The sequence below is a fragment of the Saccharothrix sp. CCNWYY140 genome, from assembly GCF_037401995.1.
GTDB lineage: Bacteria > Actinomycetota > Actinomycetes > Mycobacteriales > Pseudonocardiaceae > Actinosynnema.
In genome coordinates this window covers 30,112-47,417 of record NZ_JBBEGC010000001.1, presented here as the reverse complement: position 1 = coordinate 47,417, position 17,306 = coordinate 30,112, and the positions used below count along the sequence as shown (strand labels likewise).

Below are 17,306 nucleotides of genomic sequence, written 5' to 3'. Positions count from 1 at the left end.
CCTTAGTGGAAGCTTGCGCGGGAGCGGCGTCAGGCGGCTTGGTCGGGCGGTTCCATCGCGCCGGTCATGATCGCCACCGCGTCGGACATGGACACCGACTTCGGGTCCACGACCGCCTTGCGCCGACCCAGCCGCTGGATGTGGATGCGGTCGGCCACCTCGAACACGTGCGGCATGTTGTGGCTGATCAGGATGACCGGCAGCCCCCGGTCCCGGACCTGGAGCACCAGGTCGAGCACCGCTCGGGACTCGCGGACGCCCAGTGCGGCGGTCGGCTCGTCCATGATGACCACCCGACTGCCGAAGGCGGCGGCACGGGCCACGGCGACGGCTTGGCGTTGGCCGCCGGACAGGGTTTCGACGGCTTGGCCTGGGTTTTGGATGGTCATGATGCCCAGGGCGTCGAGTTGGCGGCGTGCCTCCTCGCGCATGCCGTTGCGGTCGAGCATCCGGAATACCGTGCCGAGCATTCCCTTGCGGCGGCGTTCGCGGCCGAGGAAGAGGTTGGCGGCGATGTCCAGTGACGGTGATACGGCCAGGGATTGGTGCACGGTTTCGATGCCGGCGTTGCGGGCGTCGATCGGGGAGGTGAAGGACACCGGCTCGCCGTCGACGAGGATGTCGCCTTCGTCGGGGACGAGCGCGCCGGACAGGGCCTTGATCAGGCTGGACTTGCCCGCGCCGTTGTCGCCGATGACGGCGAGGATTTCGCCGGGCAGCAGTTCGAGGTCCGCACCGGCCAGTGCGGTGACCCGGCCGTAGCGTTTGACCAGGCCGCGGGCTTGCAGGACTGGTGTGGTCATGGCTTCACCTTCCGGATCCACTGGTCCAGCGAGACCGCGACGATGATCAGCACGCCCACGGCGAGGGTCTGCCACAGCACGTCGACGCCGGCCAACGCCAAGCCGTTGCGGAACACGCCGACGATCAGTGCGCCCAGCAGTGAGCCGATGATCGCGCCGCGTCCGCCGAACAGGCTGGTGCCGCCGATGACCACGGCGGTGATGGAGTCGAGGTTGTCGAGCTGGCCGGCCTGTGGGCTGGCGGAGGCGATGCGGCCGATCAGGACCCATGCCGCTACCGCGTAGACGAGCCCGGCTGTCGCGTAGACGCTCAGGAGGACGCGGCTGGTGCGGATGCCGGACAGGCGGGAGGCTTCGGCGTCGTCGCCGGTGGCGTAGACGTGTCGTCCCCATGCGGTGTTCTTGAGTGCGAAGGCCATCGCGGCGACGAGCAGGACCATCATGACGGAGCCGTAGGTGATGCGGGTGCCGCCGATGGTGAAGGTCTGGCCGGTCCACAGCAGCAGTGCCGGCATGTCGGTGCCGCGGATGGTGGCGCTGGAGGAGTACCAGAGGTTCAGGGCGAAGAACACGTTCAGCGTGCCGAGGGTGACGATGAACGGCGGCAGTTTGAGCCGGGTGACCAGCAGGCCGTTGAGGAGCCCGCACAGTGTGCCGACCAGGAAGCCCAGTAGCAGTGCGGGAAGGCCGGGTAGTCCGGTGTCCGCGGCTACCTTCGCCATCACGATCGAGGTGAGCACCATGATCGCGCCGCAGGACAGGTCGATGCCCGCGGTGAGGATGACGATGGTCTGGCCGACCGCGAGTGTGCCGATGACCGCGACCTGTTGCAGGATCAGGGAAATGTTCCCCGGGGTCAGGAACCGCGGGGACAGCACGGCGAACACGATCACGGCGACCAGCAGCACGACGGCGGGGCCGATGGTGGCCTGCGAGTGCAGGAGGTGCTGGATCCGGGCGAGGGGTGAGCGCTTGGCCTCGCCCTCGCCGAGCGGGTTCCCGCTCGGCGAGTGGCTGGTGGACAACGTCGTGGTCATGCTCAGCCCCAGCAGTTCTGGAGGCCCCACGCGGAGTCCTTGGACTCCACGCCCTCGGCCGCCTGGTCGGTGATCAGGGTGACGCCGGTGTCCACGAAGTCCTTGCCCGCGGTGTTCTGCGGCTTGGTGCCGTCCTTGGCGAACTTCGCGATCGCCTCCACACCCAACTGCGCCATCTTCAACGGATACTGCTGCGCCGTCGCCCCGATGACACCGGCCTTCACGTTCTGCACACCCGGGCAGCCACCGTCCACCGAGACGATCGTGACGTCCTTCTCCTTGCCCGCCGCCTTCAACGCCTCATAGGCCCCGGCCGCCGCGGGTTCGTTGATCGTGTAGACGAGGTTGATGCCCGGGTCCTTCTGGAGCAGGTTCTCCATCGCCGTCCGACCACCCGAGGGGTCGCCATCGGTGACGTCGTGGCCCACGATCCGCGGGTCGGACTCGTCGCCGATCTTCTTCTTGTCCATGACGTCGATCCCGAAGCCTTCCAGGAACCCCTGGTCGCGCTGCACGTCCACCGACACCTGGTTGGGGTTGAGGTCCAGCAGCGCGATCTTCGCCTGCTTGCCCTCCTTGGCGAACTTCGCCTTGGCCCACTGCCCGATCAACAACCCCGCCTGGTAGTTGTCCGTGGCAAAGGTCGCGTCCGCGGCGTCGGCGGGCTCGAGTTGGGTGTCCAGGGCGATGACCAGCAGACCGGCCTGGCGGGCCTTGTCCACCGACGGCACGATCGCCTTCGAGTCGTTGGGCGTGAGCAGGATGCCCTTGGCACCCGCCCCGATGAGGTTCTCGATGGCGTCGACCTGGGACTGGTTGTCGCCGTCCTGCTTGCCGGCGAAGGACTGCACCGTCGCACCGGTCGACCCGGCGGCCTGCTGCGCGCCTTCCTTCATCTTCACGAAGAACGGGTTGGTGTCGGTCTTGGTCACCAACCCGACGAGAGTGCCGCCGCCGGCGGACTCGCCACCGTCCCCGCACGCGACCAGTGCCAGCAGAGCGGCCGAGGCCAGCGCGGTGCGCTTGGCGGTCGAACGCGCCATGTCTCCTCCTACGTCAACGTTGACGTAACCAGTCGTGGAGCGTGATCAGGGTGTTTGTGGACTGGTTACGGGGTCGGGGCTTCCCTTGAGTCATCGTTGACGCTAGCTTCGTGGCCGAAGTCACGACAAGTTGCCGTTACGCAAGCGTTACCCGGGGTGGAGCAGCATGGATCAGCGCCGCGAGCCGACGATGCGGGACGTCGCCGCACTCGCCAGGGTCAGCACGAAGACGGTGTCGCGGGTCATCAACGGCTTGCCGGGCGCAGGTCCCGAGGTGGTCGAGCGGGTCCGCGAGGCCGCGCGCACCCTCGGCTACCGGCCCAACCTGACCGCCAGCAGCCTGCGCCGCTCCGACCGGCGCAGCGCCACCCTGGGCGTGCTCTTGGAGGACCTGTCCAACCCGTTCGACGCGGCCCTGCTGCGCGCGGTGGAGGACCGGGCGCGGCAGAACGACGTGCTGGTGCTCGCGGGCAGCAGCGAGGACGACGCGGTCCTGCAACGCGAACTGCTCACGTCCCTGGCCATCCGCCGCGTGGACGGCATGGTGGTCATGGCCGTGGGCGGCCACCAGGACGCCCTCCAGCAGGAACGCGAACGCGGCACGCCGATGGTGCTGGTCGACCGCCCGCCCACCTTCGGCGGCACGGACAGCGTCACCACGACGAACCGCGACAGCTCACGCGAGGCCGTGCTCCACCTCGCCGGCCTGGGCCACCGGCACATCGCGTTCCTCGGCGACCGGCAGACCGTGTGGACCAGCCAGGAGCGCTACACCGGCTACCTGGAGGGCCTCGCCCGCACCGGCCTGACCCTGCGCGAGGACCTCGTCCGCACCGACCTGCGCGGCCCCGACGCCGCGGCCTCCGCCACCGCGGCCCTGTTCGACCTCGACGAGCCCCCGACCGCGCTGTTCACCGCCCAGAACCTGGTCACCGTGGGCGCGATGCGCGCCCTGCGCGACCTCGACCTGCACCACCGGGTCGCCCTCATCGGCTTCGACGACTTCCCCCTGGCCGACATGCTCGAACCCGGCGTCACCGTCCTGCGCCAGGACGTCCCCGCCCTCGGCCGCAAGGCCGCGGAACTGATCTTCAACCGCATCACGGGCGACCAGTCCCCACCCACGCACGCCGTCGTCCCGGCCACCCTCGTCCAGCGCGGTTCGGGCGAGATCCCGCCACCACCCGACCAGCACTCCCCGCGACCGGACCCGCGTCGGACGCCGGCGAGATCGTGATCATGGATTATCGTGCCGGCCATGACCGCGGACGACTGGCTGGCCGACACCCGCACCTCGTACGACACGGTCGCGGTCAGCTACACCGACTACGTGCGTGACGCCATCGCCCGCGACCCCTACCTCCGCGCCGCTCTGGCCGTGTTCGCCGATCGCGTGCGCGCCGCCGGCGGCGGGCCGGTGGCGGACGTCGGCTGCGGCCCCGGGCACGTCACCGCCCACCTGCACGGACTCGGCGTCGACGCCTTCGGCATCGACCTGTCCCCGGGCATGATCGACGTGGCCCGGCGCGACCACCCCGGCCTGCGGTTCGAGGTGGGCTCGATGACGGACCTGCACCTCGCCGACGCTTCGGTGGCGGGTCTGCTCGCCTGGTGGTCGTTGATCCACGTCCCCGACGACGAGGTGCCGACGGTCTTCGCGCACTTCCACCGAGTGCTGCGTCCAGGCGGCCCGCTGCACCTCGGGTTCCACGTGGGTGACATCTCGCGGCTGAAGACGGAGGGCTACGGGGGCCACCCGATGGCGGTCCACGTCCACCGCCGTCAGCCGGACAAGGTGGCCTCGTGGTTGCGTGACGCCGGGTTCGAGATCGACGCCCAGTGGCTGTGCGACCCGGACGAACAAGTCCCGCAAGCGTTCCTCTTCGCGCGCCGCTCCTCCTGAGGTCCCGCCTCCACGGAGTTCGTCATCGGCGAGCCGGCCGCGGGCCGGTGTGGTTCACACTTCGGGATTTGTGTGACCCGCTGGTGCCGTCGGAGGTCTCCCTGGCGTCCGGGTGTTTCACGGACCTGGTCCGTCACCTACCGCCGGTTTGAACCTCCAGGAGGAACTGCGGTGCGCGCAGTAACCCCGCCACGTGCGTTGACGCTGGTCATCGCGTTTCTGGCGGCATTCGCCACAATCCTTGCCCCGACTTCCCGGTCGGCTGCCGAGCCCGTCGAACGCAAGCGGGCGATCGTGCTGCTGGAGTTCTCCGACAGCGCGCTGTCCGACATCGACGAGTTGCGCGCCAGCGCCCGCTCGGTGTTCTTCGAGGCGCCCGGTTCGGTGGCGCGGTACCTCGAGACCCAGTCGCAGGGCGCGTACCGGTCGGTGCCCGCGGGCGACGGGGTGTTCGGTCCGTACACCCTGGACGCCAAGGCCACCTGCGACCCCGGGATGTTGGCCAAGGAGGCGTGGGGACGGCTTCCGTCCGACGTCAAGGTGGACGACGTCTCGATCGTGTTCCCCAACGACAAGGCCCGGTGCGGCTGGGGCGGTCTGGCGCAGATGCCGGGTGACACCAGCTGGTTCCCCGGTGGGCTTCACATCACCACGGCCCGGCACGAGATCGGGCACAACCTGGGTTTCCCGCACCACTACCGGCACGTGTGCGGCGAGGGCAACCTGGTCGACTGCAAGCAGGAGGAGGTCAGCCGTCGCACGCCGATGGGCGGCGGAGGGGGCGAGATCGGGTTTTCCGCGCCGGAACTGCTGCACAAGGACTGGGTGCCGAAGGACCGCCGCGTGTCCGTGTCCACGAGCACGACCCTCCGGCTCACGCCGTTGCACGCGGCCAAGAGCACGAGCGGCGTGCGGGTCGCCGAGGTGCCGTTGACGGACAAGGACAGCCTGGTCATCGAGTACCGCACGCCGGACAAGTCCACAGTGGACGAAGGTGGGTCGCGGAGTGTGAACGTCTACCGCGTCCACGACAAGCGCTACAACGGCTCGGTGCTGCTCGACTCCAGGGTCGTTGGTGGGAGCGGGTGGGACGCGTTCCTGCCCGCCGGCAAGGCGATGTCCGACACCGCCGCCAAGGTGTCGATCGCCGTCCAGAGCACGGCCGAGGACGCGGCCGAGGTCCGGATCACCATCGGCGACGAGGCCGCGCCGGAGTCGGTGACCCCGACGACGCCGTCGACGACCACCCCCGTGCAGCCCTCCACCACGCAGGCCGCGCCTCCCACCGACGCGGACCGGCTCCACGGCGCGAACGACACCGTGCCGTCCGAATCGCCGAAGGTCCAGCAAGGCGCGCTGGCGAACACCGGCGTGACGTTGCCCCCGGGCTTCCTCATCGTCCTGGCGATCGTCCTGGTGCTCACCGGGGTCCTCCTCACCGGACTCGCACTCCGCCGCCGCAGGTCCTGACGATCCGACCGGGATTTGTGTGACCTCGTCGGGCTCCGGCGGGTCTCCACGGTGTCGGGTCGTACCGTACGAAGACGGAGGTTGTGGGAGCGGTGACCGATCAGGTGGACACGTCGGCGGTGGTGGCCGCGCGGGCGGGCGATCGCGCGGTGCTCGGTGAGCTGCTGGTCGAGTACTTGCCGTTGGTCTACAACATCGTCCGCCGAGCGCTGCACTCGGACGGCGATGTCGACGACGTCGTCCAGGAGACGATGGTCCGGGTGGTGCGGGGCATCGGTGGTCTGCGGGAGCCCGAGCGGTTCCGGTCGTGGCTGGTGGCGATCACGGTCAACCAGATCCGCGACCACCGCTCGCGGCAGCAGGACCTCCCGTGGAGCGACGAGCACCAGGAGCAGCCCGATCCCGAGGCCGAGTTCGTCGACCGGGCGCTGGACGGGCTCGCCCTGGAGCAGCAGCGGCGGGACCTGGAGTCCGCCGGCTTGTGGTTGACGCCGGCCGACCGCGACCTGCTGTCCCTGTGGTCACTCCAGTGGGGCGGTCACCTCACCCGCGCCGAGATCGCCGACGTGCTGCGGACGAACGCGCACAACGTCACGGTCAAGATGGGAAGGCTGCGCAACCGGCTGGACGCGGCACGCCTGTTGACGCGGGCGCTGTCGGCCGACCCGCGCTGTCCCGGGTTGACCGCCGTCGCCGACCAGTGGCCGGGGGAGCCGAACCCCTTGTGGCGCAAGCGGATGCTGCGCCACGTCGACGGGTGCCGGGACTGCCGCCGGGCGGGGGCGGACCTGGTTCCCGTCCAGCGCCTGCTCATCGGCGCGGCCCTGCTGGCGGTTCCGGTGGGCTACGCGGCCAAGGTGCTGGCGGGGCTGCACGGTTCGGTGGCGACCGCGCAGCTCGGCGCCGCCGGCCACCACGCGGCACGGCCGGTCGGCGCTACCCGCATCGCCGGTGTCACCGTCGCCAAACCGGTCATGGTGGCCGCCGGCGTCGTGCTGGCGGCGGCGTGCGGGATCGGCGCGGCCCTGCTGGCGGCACCCGGGTCGGAGGAGCGGGCGGACGCGGCGCCCACCACCACCCGGGAGGTGCCGGCCACGTCGTCGATCGCCACGACCCCTCCCGACCCCACGACCTCGCCAACCACGAGCATTCCCGTCACGACTGCGCGAACGACCACCACCACGGCCGCCCCGACTCCCACCCCCGAACCCACGACGACCACGCCGGCCCCGTCGGCAGTCACAGCCCTCGCGCTCGACCCGAACTCGTCGCGGATGCTCAAGCGGCTCAACGAACGGCGTCGCGAACTCGGCCTGCCCGAGGTGCAGGAAGGCACCGACCAGGTCACGGCGGCGTACGACTGCGCGGCCCAGAACCTGCGGGCGGGAACCTTCGAGCACTGCGGTCACGAGGTGTTGTTCACCGGCGGCGGGCACCCCAAGCCCGAGGACCTGGTCGACGCGTGGTTCGAGAGCCCCGGCCACCGGACCGCGCTGACCTATCCGTCATCCCGTTGGGCGGGCGCGGTGATCGTGAACAACACCGAGAACAACAGGTACATCGCGGCCATCAACATCGACTACTAGCCGGGAGAGGTCCGGTTGCCCGACGGCCGGCGCGTCACCCGTGGTCCGACAGCCCCCGGATGACCAGTTCGACCGCCACGGCGACGTCCTCGCGGTGGCGGCGCAGGGTTTCGGGGGTGATGCCCGCCGCCGTGACGTGGGCCAGGTGGTCGGTCGCCACCTTCAGCACGGCGCTCATCGCCGCCGCCTGCACGCGGATCGCGACGGAGTCGGGGGAGGTGTTCGAGCGTTCGGCGAGCACTTCGGCGAAGGTGTGCTCCGAGCGTTCCCGGAGCATGAGGTACGCGGCGCGCAGGGCCGGCTCGTCGCGGGTCATCCGGACCACGGCGAGCACCGCCTCCAGGTCCGCGTCCGACGCCGAGTCCAGGATGGGCGTGTACGCCTCGCGCAGGTGCTCGGTCAGGTCCAGTTCGGCGGGCCAGGCGCGCAGGACCGCGCGGAAGGCGTCGATCGCGTTGGCCAGCAACGGTTCCACGCAGCTCTCCTTGCTGCGGAAGTAGCGCCACAGCGTGCGTTCGGAGACGCCGGCGGCGCGGGCGATCTGCTCGCCCGAGGTGGCGGCCACGCCGTGTTCGGCGAACAGGCGGACCGCGTGGCGCGAGATCTCCAGGCGGCGCCGCTGACGTTGCCGGTCGCTCACCGGCGGACGGCCCCGGCGGGGTCCCTCCACCCGGTCCTCGTCGATCGCGACGTCCTCCACCGGGGGATTCAAACATGCCCGCCCACCCGGACCAACTTTACCGGCAGCCACTGCCAACAAACTGCTACGGTCGGGGGTGCTTGAGGATCACGGGAGGAGACCCATGAGCATTGCCGCGGAGCGCCCGCAATTACCGTTCGCGAGGCCGAACGTCCTCGACCTCGCGCCGCTGTACGACGTGCTGCGCCGGGAGGCGCCGATCGCGCGGGTCACCACACCGACCGGGGACCCGGCCTGGCTGGTCACCCGCTACGAGGAGGTGCGCGACCTCCTCGGCGACAAGCGGTTCGGCCGCTCCCACCCCGAGCCGGACAAGGCCGCGCGCCTGTCGACCGCCGCGATCCTGGACGGGCCCACCGGCAACTACGAGACCGAGGAAGCCGACCACGCCCGCATGCGTCGGCTGCTGACCCCCGCGTTCTCCGCCAAGCGGATGAACCTGCTCTCCGGCTACATGCACGAACTGGTCGACGGCTACATCGACCAACTCCTGGCCGAGCACGCCGCATCCCCCGACGGGGTGGTCGACCTGCACGCCGGGTTGGCGTTCCCGCTGCCGGTCGCCGTCATCTGCCGACTGCTCGGCGCGCCGGAGAGCGACCGCGAGTACTTCTCCGGGCTGTCGGAGCGCATGTCCAACCTCGCCATCGGCGAGGACGCGCACCAGGCGTTCGCGGAGTTCAGCCAGTACATGATCGGGCTCGTCGAGGCCAAGCGGGCGCAACCGGGCGAGGACGTGATCTCCGACCTCGTGCGCGCCCAGAGCGCCGACGCGGAGTTCGACTACTTCGAGATGGTCAAGCTCTGCGTCGGGCTGCTGTTCGCCGGCCACGAGACCACGGTCAACCGCATCGGCCTGGGCACGCTGTTCCTGCTCACCCACCGCGACCAGTGGGACGCGCTGGTCGCCGACCCCGACGGCCGGGTCAACGCCACCGTCGAGGAGATCATGCGGTTGGGCGCGCCCGGCGACCTGGGGCTGCTGCGGTACGCGCACGTCGACGTCGAGGTCGCCGGCGTCACCATCCAGCGCGGCGACGCGGTGGTCCTGTCGATCAACGCCGCCAACCGCGACGCCGCGGTCTACAGCGATGCCGAGGCGTTCAACCCCGACCGCCCGGAACGCGCCCACCTCGGCTTCGGCCACGGCGGGCACTTCTGCATCGGCGCGAGCCTGGCCCGCACCGAGCTGCGCGTCGTGTTCGCCGCCCTCGCCCGCCGCGTGCCCGGCCTGCGGCTGGTCAAGCGGGTCGAGGACCTGGAGGTCCGCACCACCATCACCGGTGGCGTGACCGAGCTCCCCGTGACCTGGTGAGCGTGGAGGAGGACGTCGTGAAGGTGATCGTCGACCAGGACAGGTGCGTCGGCTCCGGGCAGTGTGCGCTGACCGCGGACGACGTCTTCGACCAGCGCGACGACGACGGGACCGTGGTGCTGCTGGACGCCGCTCCGCCCGCCGAGCGACTGGCGGACGTGCGGCAGGCCGCGGTGATGTGCCCGGCGCTGGCGATCACCGTCGAGGAGTAGTCCACGAGGCGGAGAAGCCGCCGGCCCGGTTCCGCCACCGCGGCCGGCGGGCTCCGCTCAGCAGAACTCGACGCCGGTCGGTCCCGGGCAGGCCGCGAGCGCCCAGGCGTCGGACGTGAACTGACTGGTCTGCCCGCCCCCGGAGACCTGCACGACGGCGGTGACGAAGCGGTCCGCACGAGTGGTGTTCACCGTGACGCTGCACGAGGACGCCGTCGTGGTGCAGCTCGACGGCAGCGGAGCGCCGGTCAGTGACCACGAGTAGGTGTAGCCGGGCGAGGGTGCCTGCACCCGGAAGTCGATGGTGGAGGTGTACGACGGCCGCGGCGAGCTACAGGAGTTGCTGTAGACCGGCGGATAGGTCCAGTACGGGTAGACGGTGCACTCCAGACCACCTCCGACCATGACCCCGACCCCGGTGGCCTGGGCTGTCGAGGGCAGGACGACGAGGAACAGAGCGCTCACGATCGCCACGGACGCGTGTAACAGTCTTCGCACGGATCAGACCCCTTCGGGTGATGTCGTCCGACACGGATCCCGCCAGCATCACGCCTCGGGATGACCCGGGATAGCGCCCGATCGGTGCGAGTGGGTCCGTCCGGTCGCCGCGTCGGCGTAACGCCGTGCCAGCCGCGCGAAGGCGTCCGTCAGCTCCTCCGGCCCCACCACCTCGATGGCGGCGTCGAACCTGCCGATGGCAGCGGCCAGCGCCGGCCACGACCACGCCCCGAGGACGAGCCGACAGCGGTCCGGTCCGAGTTCCTCCACCACTCCGTCACTCGCGTAGGGGGATACGGCGGCTGCGGGAAGGTCGAGGATCACCTCACCGTGGCAGGGCCAGTCGCCGTCCGAGCCCCGGAACCGCCCGGCGACGAAGGCGGCCACGTCCCCTCCCGGCAGTGCGCGCGGGGTGAAACGCGGTCCGGTCGGGGTGCGCGGGCTGATCCGGTCGACGCGGAACGTCCGCCAGTCGCCGCGATCGAGGTCCCACGCGACGAGGTACCACCGACCACCGCGGGTCACGAGGTGACAGGGCTCGACGCGACGCGGCGACGCGCCCGTGGCGTAGTCGAAACGCAGCACCTCGCAGGCGTGGACCGCACCGCTGATCGCCGTCAACACTGCGCTGTCGACCGCCGCCGGCCTGTCGACAGCGGTGACCCGGAGGGTGTCGATCCGATGCCGCAGCCGCGCCGGCATGACCTGCCGCACGGTGTGCAACGCCCGCACCGCCGCCTCCTCGATCCCAACGCCGGTGGTGGCGGCGAGATGCAGTCCCACGGCCAAGGCGACGGCCTGGTCGTCGTCGAACAGCAACGGCGGCAGCTGCGTGCCCACACCGAGCCGGTAGCCGCCGTCCGGCCCTTTGGCCGTGGCGATGGGATAACCAAGCTCGCGCAACCGCTCGACATCGCGGCGCACCGTGCGCGAGCTGACCCCCAGCCTCTCGGCCAGCAACGCCCCCGGCCAGTCACGGCGTGCCTGGAGTAGCGACAGCAGTGCCAGCAGCCGGGCAGAGGTCTTCGGCATGGTTCTCATCCTGCCCGAAGAAGAGGACACATCCTGACCACTACTCCTGCGACTGTCACGTCCGGCAGCAGTCCCGAGTCAAGGAGCACCCGTGTCCGTCACAACCACAACCCACCTGAACTTCCGCGGCGAGGCCCGCGCGGCACTGGAGTTCTACCAATCCGTGTTCGGCGGCCAACTCGCCATCGTCACGTACTCCGACGCCGGCAACGTCCAGGAGGAGTCCGCCGCCGACCAGGTGATGTGGGGCCAGGTACAGGCAGAAAACGGCTTCCACGTCATGGCCTACGACGTGCCCGCGTCGATGGGCTACGACCAGGGCGAGAACTCGTTCTTCGTGTCGGTTCGCGGCGAAACCGTAGACGAGGTCACCAGCTACTGGGCCAAACTCTCCGCCGGCGCAACCGTCGTGATCCCACTGGGGCCGGCGGGCTGGGCACCCACCTACGGGATGCTGCGGGACCGTTTCGGCGTCGTCTGGGTCATCGACGTCGTCAGCGAGTACAACGGCTAGCACCCACCGGCCACGGGGCGGTGGTGCCCCACGAGCATGTGACACCGCGTCCGGCGATCACCTCGCGCGGAGTTCGGCTCTGCAACGGTCGCTATCGTTGGCGCATGGTCAGTGCTGCGTCGCACAACGCCTTATTGGAGTCGATGATGGACACGCTCGTGGGCGACCGCATCGATGTGGGGCTTGCGGAGAAAGCGTTCAAGGCGACAAGGGGTGACTTCCGGGCGAAGTTCGCCGCCGCGCTGGAAGTTCAGATGGCGAGGCTGGCCGTGCCCGAGGTGGTCGTCGAGATCCCCGAGCACCCCGACCAACTGAGCAAGGCCGATCTCGACGAGTTGGTGCGCCCTGCCGCCATCGGCTTCCTCCGTTCCCACCCGACCAAGGGCGAGTTGCTGGAGCAGGTGGCGTCGATTCAACGGCGTGAACGGGAACGCCCGGCGTGGGTGCCTCTGGTCGACCGGGACGGCAACCCCGTCCCGTCCGGTCAGGCGCCGGACGACGCCATGCCCGACCGCACGCTGAAGATCACCTCGCTCCCCGAGATCGGCGAGGTGGTCGTCAAGCTCCCGGTGGCGGACCAGGACCGTCCGGAGTTGGAGATGGCGCCGGGCGGCATCGGGGAGTGGGAAGCGGCGTTGCACTCGGTGCTCGGTCTCGCCGGTGATGGCGCTGCCGACACGGTGATCACGCTCGACGCGGCGGCCAACGAGGCGCTGGTGCCCGAGGAGTCGCGATGGTGGCCGTCGGAGCGGTCGGGACCTGTCCGGGCTAGTGAGGATCCCGGAGTGGCAAGCGAACTCCTGGCCACGACGGCGACTCTGGGTGGGATTTCCGTTCTGGACACCACATCCGAGGACTGCATGCCTGTGGTCGACGCCTTGTTGTCGGCAGAGGATTGGCGTCACAGTCCACAGTGGCTCATGGAAGCCTGGGTGCCCGGTGACGGCACCGCGACCCTCGCCGTCGCTCGCGCCGCCATCGCCGGATGGTCCGACGGGCACCGCAGCGGTGTGGTCGTGTTCGTCCACGGTGGGGCGCTGCACCCGGTCGAGGGCCTGCTCGGTGACCCGGTTCCGCTGCACGGTTACGTCCTGGTGGTCACCCGGGCCACCGACGGGACGGACCAGGTCGGCTCGGTCCACCGGTTGACCTGGTCCTGTCCCGGCGAACACTGGTGCCACCGGGGTGGCTGCCCCGATCACGAGGTGCCCGAGGTGGCGGCGCTGCTCATGCCGATCGTCACCGCCGCGGCTGCCGCCGAGGCGGTCGGCAGCGGGTACGACGCCGAGCGGGTCGAGTCCTACCTGGCGCTCTACGGGGAAGTGTGGAACGACGACACGGACCGGGTGGTCGACCAAACGTCCTGGATGCTCGCCGACGCCGGTTGGGTCGAACTGGAGCAGTCGACCTGGGAAGGGGGGCTGGAGCACCTGGTGCTGCGCCGCGCCGAGCACTGCCTGCGCGTCGCCTACGACCCGGTCACCAAGCAGCTCGAACTGGCCGACGGCAAGCGCGAACTCGACCTCACCCTGCAAATCCTCGCCGAGGAGGGCGTCCTCGTCGACGACGACACCGGCGAAAGGATCGTCGTCGACGAGACCACCCTCGACCAGTGGGGCGCGGACCTGTTGCGAGCCGCGGACGACCGGCTGCACGGACGGTTCGCCGACCTGACCCCGCTCACCACGCCGGTCCAGGTGACCGTCCTCGGGCTGCACCCCCACGGAGACGGCAACCTCCACGGCCCGGACTCGGTAGCGCTCGTGCAACAGCAACTCGAAGCCCTGTTCACCGCTGTCGGACTGACCGCGCCCGACAGCCCGGCCTGATCGCCGTCACGGCACGGCTCGACGGCGGTGCCGGCAATACCGGCACCGCCGTCGAGGTGGGAGTCAGCTCCCGGACTTGATCGCGTTGGCCAGGAGGGTGCACAGGTGCGGCTCGCCGTCGATGCCGCTGTTGACCACCACCGAGGCCTCGACGTTGTTGGGGAACTTGCCGTGGCACGTCACCACGCGGCCGGAGCCGTTGTTGTAGTCGCCGCCGTGGGCGCGGGTGCCGGATTGCATGAAGCTCCAGCCCATGCCGGGGGTGCCGTCCACGATCGTGTCCATCTGGAGGCGCACGTTGGCCGAGACGACGGTGCCGTGCCGCAGGTGTGCCTGCCAGCGGACCATGTCCATCGCCGACATGCGCAGGCCGCGGTAGCTCGCGCAGGCCTCGTAGGAGGCGCCGGACATCTCCAGGAGGGACCCGACCTTCGAGGTGCTGGTCAGGTAGCCGTGGGCGTCGGTGTCCGGGTTGGCCGCCACGCAGTCGACCGGGGCGATGCCCGCCGGGGCGAACAGGTGGCTGTTGATGTAGGCGAGCGACAGCGGTTGGCTGCCGGGCTGGATCCAGTCGGGCAGGTTGAGACCCGGCTCGGTCAGGCGCCACAGGCGGGAGATGACGACCCGGGCGACGGCGTAGTTCAAGTTCTCGTAGTCGGGCGCCAGGCCGGCGCCCACGGGGGCCTTGGACATCGCGTACTTGATGCCGCCGTAGAGGGCGTTCATCTTGTCCTGCTCGGTCTTGGGCTGGCTCGCGATGTACTGGCCGAGGCCCGAGGTGTGGGCGAGGATGTCCCTGATCCGCACCTGCTGCCACGAGTCGAGCGCGGTCGAGCGCATGTCCGGCGGCAGGTACGGCCAGATCGGCGTTTCCGGCGTGAGCCCGGCCGCCTCGGTGAGCTTGAGCAGCGCGGCGGCCACGACGTTCTTGGTGGCGCTGGCGATCTCGATGCGGGTGTGCGGGGTGAACGCCGTGCCCTTGTCCACCCGCGCCTTGCCGCTCGCCCCCGCCTGCGACAGCAGGCCGTTCTCGGCGATCGCGAACGCGTAGCCACTGCCTTCCCGTTCAGCGACGTGTGCAGGAACTGCGCGGCCTTCGCGGTGTCCACGTCGACCGGCAGCGGCGCTCCCAGGTCGGCCTGCGCCGATCCCGCCCCCGCGATCAGGAACGCGGCGACCGCCCCCGCGATCCAGCTTCCCCTCTTGACCATCATCACTGACTCCCCTTGTCGCGCCCCCGGCCCCTCCGGCGGCGATGGGGCAACTCTCGCGGCTGCGCCACCCCCGAGGCATGAGGGAGGAACCCTCAAAGGCCGGGCGCGGAAACTTGGGGGTGAATTTGGGGGTCGGACCACGTATCTGCACGCGGGGTCGCGGCTCAGGCGGCCGGCACGCCGAGTTCGTCGAGCAGGCTCAGGTGGACGCACAGGAACAGCGCCGTGGGCTTGCCGTCGGCGCGGTCCGCCTTGACTGGTGCAACACCGCTCAAGCATCATTGAGTCAATGACTACTGACTGGCACCCCGACCTGGTCGCCCGTGCGCGGGTGCACGCGGCGCTCGGCGAGCCCGCGCGGCTGGCCGTGGTCGACCGGCTCCTGCTCGGCGACGCCTCGCCCGGCGAACTGGGTCGCGCCCTCGGCCTGCCCAGCAACCTGCTCGCCCACCACGTCAAGCTGCTGGAACAGGCCGAGGTGGTGGAGAAGTTCCGGTCCGAGGGCGACCACCGCCGCACCTACCTCCGGCTGAGGCCCCACGTCCTGTCCGGGCTGACCCCCGCGGGCACCCGGGAGGCGGCACGGGTGGTGTTCGTGTGCAGCCGCAACTCCGCGCGCTCGCAGTTGGCCGCCGCGCTGTGGAAGCGCCGCAGCCGCATCCCCGTCGCCAGCGCCGGCACCCGTCCCGCCGAGCGGGTCCACCCGCTGGCGGTCGAGACGGCGAAGGCCCACGGCCTCTCCCTCGCCCGAGCGCGCACCCACCACCTCGACGACCTGGCGCTGAGCCCCGACGACCTCGTGGTGGCGGTGTGCGACAACGCCCACGAGGAGCTGGGCGGCGACCCCGAGCGGCGCCTGCACTGGTCGGTCGCCGACCCCGCCGCGGTCGACACCCGCGAGGCGTTCGACGCCGCCTACCTGGACCTGGCCGACCGCGTCGACCGCCTGGTCCCCGCCATGCGCCAGTCCGAGGAGCCCTGATGCGCCCGCTGTCCCACCGCCTGGTCGCCGAGTACCTCGGCAGCCTGCTGCTCGCCGCGCTGGTCATCGGCTCCGGCATCGCCGCGCAGACCCTGTCGCCGAACGACGTCGGCCTCCAGCTGCTGGAGAACGCCGCCGCCACCGCGGTCGGCCTCTTCGCGATCATCCTGGTCTTCGGCCCGGTCAGCGGCGGCCACTTCAACCCCGCCGTCTCGCTCGCCGACGCCGCCTTCGGCAACCTGCCGTGGCGTGACGTCCCCGCCTACGCCGCCGCCCAGATCACCGGCTGCGTCAGCGGCGCGGTCGTGGCCAACGCCATGTTCGACCTCGCGCCGGTCAGCATCAGCACCACCGACCGCGCGACCCTCGCCCACGGCCTGTCCGAGGTCGTGGCCACGGTCGGCCTGCTGCTGGTGATCTTCTCCCTGGTCCGCACCGGCCGCGCCGCCCTCGCCCCGGCGGCCGTGGGCGCCTACATCGGCGCGGCGTACTTCTTCACCAGCTCCACCAGCTTCGCCAACCCCGCCATCACCGTCGGCCGGGTGTTCAGCGACACCTTCGCCGGCATCGCCCCGGCCTCCGTGCCGGCCTACGTCGTCGCCCAGCTCGTCGCCGTCCCCCTGGCGATCGCGCTGGTGCGAGTCCTGCACCCGACCGCGACCAGTGCGACCGTCACCGACGCACTCGACACCGAAGGACAACCCCGTTGAGCACCAAGCCCGAAGTCCTCTTCGTCTGCGTCCACAACGCCGGCCGCTCCCAGATGGCCGCCGCCCTCCTCCAGCACTACGCGATGGGCCGCGTGAACGTCCGCTCCGCCGGCTCCGCCCCCGCCGAGCACGTCAACCCCGCCGCCGCGCAGGCCCTGGCCGAACTGGGCCTGGACATCACCGCCGAGGTGCCCTCCAAGCTCACCACCGAGGACGTCGAGGCCTCCGACGTCGTCATCACGATGGGCTGCGGCGACACCTGCCCCGTCTTCCCCGGCAAGCGCTACCTCGACTGGGAACTGGAAGACCCCGCGGGCCAGGGCGTCGACGCCGTGCGCCCGATCCGCGACGACATCGACCGCCGCGTCCGCACGCTGCTCTCCGAACTCCTCGACGACAAGGCCTGACCAGCCGCCACGGCAGCGCGCCCCCCGCCTTGGGGGCGGGAGGCGCGGTGG

Annotated in this window: 18 protein-coding genes; 11 read left to right on the top strand and 7 right to left on the bottom strand. The window is 70.6% G+C overall.

Going from position 1 to position 17,306, the window contains the following annotated elements; genetic code table 11:
• Positions 1-29: 29 nt before the first annotated feature.
• Genes WBN91_RS00210 through WBN91_RS00200 form a run of 3 tightly spaced genes read right to left on the bottom strand, consistent with a single transcriptional unit; the run spans position 30 to position 2,883 of the window.
• Positions 30-803, bottom strand: a complete 774-nt coding sequence (locus WBN91_RS00210; RefSeq protein WP_337721801.1) for an ATP-binding cassette domain-containing protein — start codon at positions 801-803, stop codon at positions 30-32.
• Positions 800-1,870 (bottom strand): ABC transporter permease, encoded by a 1,071-nt coding sequence (locus WBN91_RS00205; RefSeq protein WP_337721800.1) that lies wholly within the window; start codon positions 1,868-1,870, stop codon positions 800-802. Before WBN91_RS00205 ends, WBN91_RS00210 begins: the two co-directional genes overlap by 4 nt.
• Positions 1,843-2,883: a sugar ABC transporter substrate-binding protein gene (locus WBN91_RS00200; RefSeq protein WP_337721799.1), complete on the bottom strand. Its 1,041-nt coding sequence runs from the start codon at positions 2,881-2,883 to the stop codon at positions 1,843-1,845. Before WBN91_RS00200 ends, WBN91_RS00205 begins: the two co-directional genes overlap by 28 nt.
• Before the next feature lie 166 nt (positions 2,884-3,049).
• On the opposite strand from WBN91_RS00200, the gene WBN91_RS00195 reads away from it, so the two are divergent.
• From WBN91_RS00195 to WBN91_RS00180, 4 genes are all read left to right on the top strand, one after another.
• The gene (locus WBN91_RS00195) at positions 3,050-4,120 is read left to right on the top strand and encodes a LacI family DNA-binding transcriptional regulator (RefSeq protein WP_337721798.1); all 1,071 of its coding nucleotides are present in this window, start codon (positions 3,050-3,052) and stop codon (positions 4,118-4,120) included.
• 21 nt (positions 4,121-4,141) lie between these two features.
• A complete protein-coding gene (locus WBN91_RS00190) occupies positions 4,142-4,786 on the top strand; it encodes a class I SAM-dependent methyltransferase (RefSeq protein ID WP_337721797.1) in 645 nt (214 codons plus the stop codon).
• A gap of 171 nt (positions 4,787-4,957) precedes the next feature.
• Positions 4,958-6,256 (top strand): hypothetical protein, encoded by a 1,299-nt coding sequence (locus tag WBN91_RS00185; RefSeq protein WP_337721796.1) that lies wholly within the window; start codon positions 4,958-4,960, stop codon positions 6,254-6,256.
• 92 nt (positions 6,257-6,348) lie between these two features.
• Positions 6,349-7,842, top strand: a complete 1,494-nt coding sequence (locus tag WBN91_RS00180; protein WP_337721795.1) for a sigma-70 family RNA polymerase sigma factor — start codon at positions 6,349-6,351, stop codon at positions 7,840-7,842.
• Between the two features lie 34 nt (positions 7,843-7,876).
• Here WBN91_RS00180 and WBN91_RS00175 read toward each other — a convergent pair whose 3' ends face one another.
• Entirely contained in the window at positions 7,877-8,542 is a 666-nt protein-coding gene (locus tag WBN91_RS00175) for a TetR/AcrR family transcriptional regulator (protein WP_337721794.1), read from the bottom strand.
• A 103-nt stretch (positions 8,543-8,645) separates the two neighbouring features.
• Here WBN91_RS00175 and WBN91_RS00170 point away from each other — a divergent pair, with 103 nt between their 5' ends.
• Entirely contained in the window at positions 8,646-9,857 is a 1,212-nt protein-coding gene (locus WBN91_RS00170) for a cytochrome P450 (protein WP_337721793.1), read from the top strand.
• A gap of 17 nt (positions 9,858-9,874) precedes the next feature.
• The gene (locus WBN91_RS00165) at positions 9,875-10,069 is read left to right on the top strand and encodes a ferredoxin (protein ID WP_337721939.1); all 195 of its coding nucleotides are present in this window, start codon (positions 9,875-9,877) and stop codon (positions 10,067-10,069) included.
• A gap of 57 nt (positions 10,070-10,126) precedes the next feature.
• Here WBN91_RS00165 and WBN91_RS00160 read toward each other — a convergent pair whose 3' ends face one another.
• Positions 10,127-10,567: a hypothetical protein gene (locus tag WBN91_RS00160; protein WP_337721792.1), complete on the bottom strand. Its 441-nt coding sequence runs from the start codon at positions 10,565-10,567 to the stop codon at positions 10,127-10,129.
• Positions 10,568-10,615: 48 nt separating this feature from the next.
• The gene (locus WBN91_RS00155; RefSeq protein ID WP_337721791.1) at positions 10,616-11,599 is read right to left on the bottom strand and encodes a helix-turn-helix transcriptional regulator; all 984 of its coding nucleotides are present in this window, start codon (positions 11,597-11,599) and stop codon (positions 10,616-10,618) included.
• Between the two features lie 91 nt (positions 11,600-11,690).
• On the opposite strand from WBN91_RS00155, the gene WBN91_RS00150 reads away from it, so the two are divergent.
• A complete protein-coding gene (locus tag WBN91_RS00150) occupies positions 11,691-12,113 on the top strand; it encodes a VOC family protein (protein WP_337721790.1) in 423 nt (140 codons plus the stop codon).
• Between the two features lie 104 nt (positions 12,114-12,217).
• Complete coding sequence (locus tag WBN91_RS00145) at positions 12,218-13,942, top strand: hypothetical protein (protein WP_337721789.1); 1,725 nt, start codon at positions 12,218-12,220, stop codon at positions 13,940-13,942.
• Between the two features lie 63 nt (positions 13,943-14,005).
• Here WBN91_RS00145 and WBN91_RS00140 read toward each other — a convergent pair whose 3' ends face one another.
• Positions 14,006-15,235, bottom strand: coding sequence for a serine hydrolase domain-containing protein (locus WBN91_RS00140; protein WP_337721788.1), 1,230 nt, complete (start codon positions 15,233-15,235; stop codon positions 14,006-14,008).
• Positions 15,236-15,445: 210 nt separating this feature from the next.
• On the opposite strand from WBN91_RS00140, the gene WBN91_RS00135 reads away from it, so the two are divergent.
• Genes WBN91_RS00135 through WBN91_RS00125 form a run of 3 tightly spaced genes read left to right on the top strand, consistent with a single transcriptional unit; the run spans position 15,446 to position 17,255 of the window.
• Positions 15,446-16,138 (top strand): arsenate reductase/protein-tyrosine-phosphatase family protein, encoded by a 693-nt coding sequence (locus WBN91_RS00135; protein ID WP_337721787.1) that lies wholly within the window; start codon positions 15,446-15,448, stop codon positions 16,136-16,138.
• The gene (locus WBN91_RS00130) at positions 16,138-16,848 is read left to right on the top strand and encodes an MIP/aquaporin family protein (protein ID WP_337721786.1); all 711 of its coding nucleotides are present in this window, start codon (positions 16,138-16,140) and stop codon (positions 16,846-16,848) included. Before WBN91_RS00135 ends, WBN91_RS00130 begins: the two co-directional genes overlap by 1 nt.
• The gene (locus tag WBN91_RS00125) at positions 16,845-17,255 is read left to right on the top strand and encodes an arsenate-mycothiol transferase ArsC (RefSeq protein WP_337721785.1); all 411 of its coding nucleotides are present in this window, start codon (positions 16,845-16,847) and stop codon (positions 17,253-17,255) included. The genes WBN91_RS00130 and WBN91_RS00125 overlap by 4 nt, the downstream gene beginning before the upstream one ends.
• Positions 17,256-17,306 lie beyond the last annotated feature (51 nt).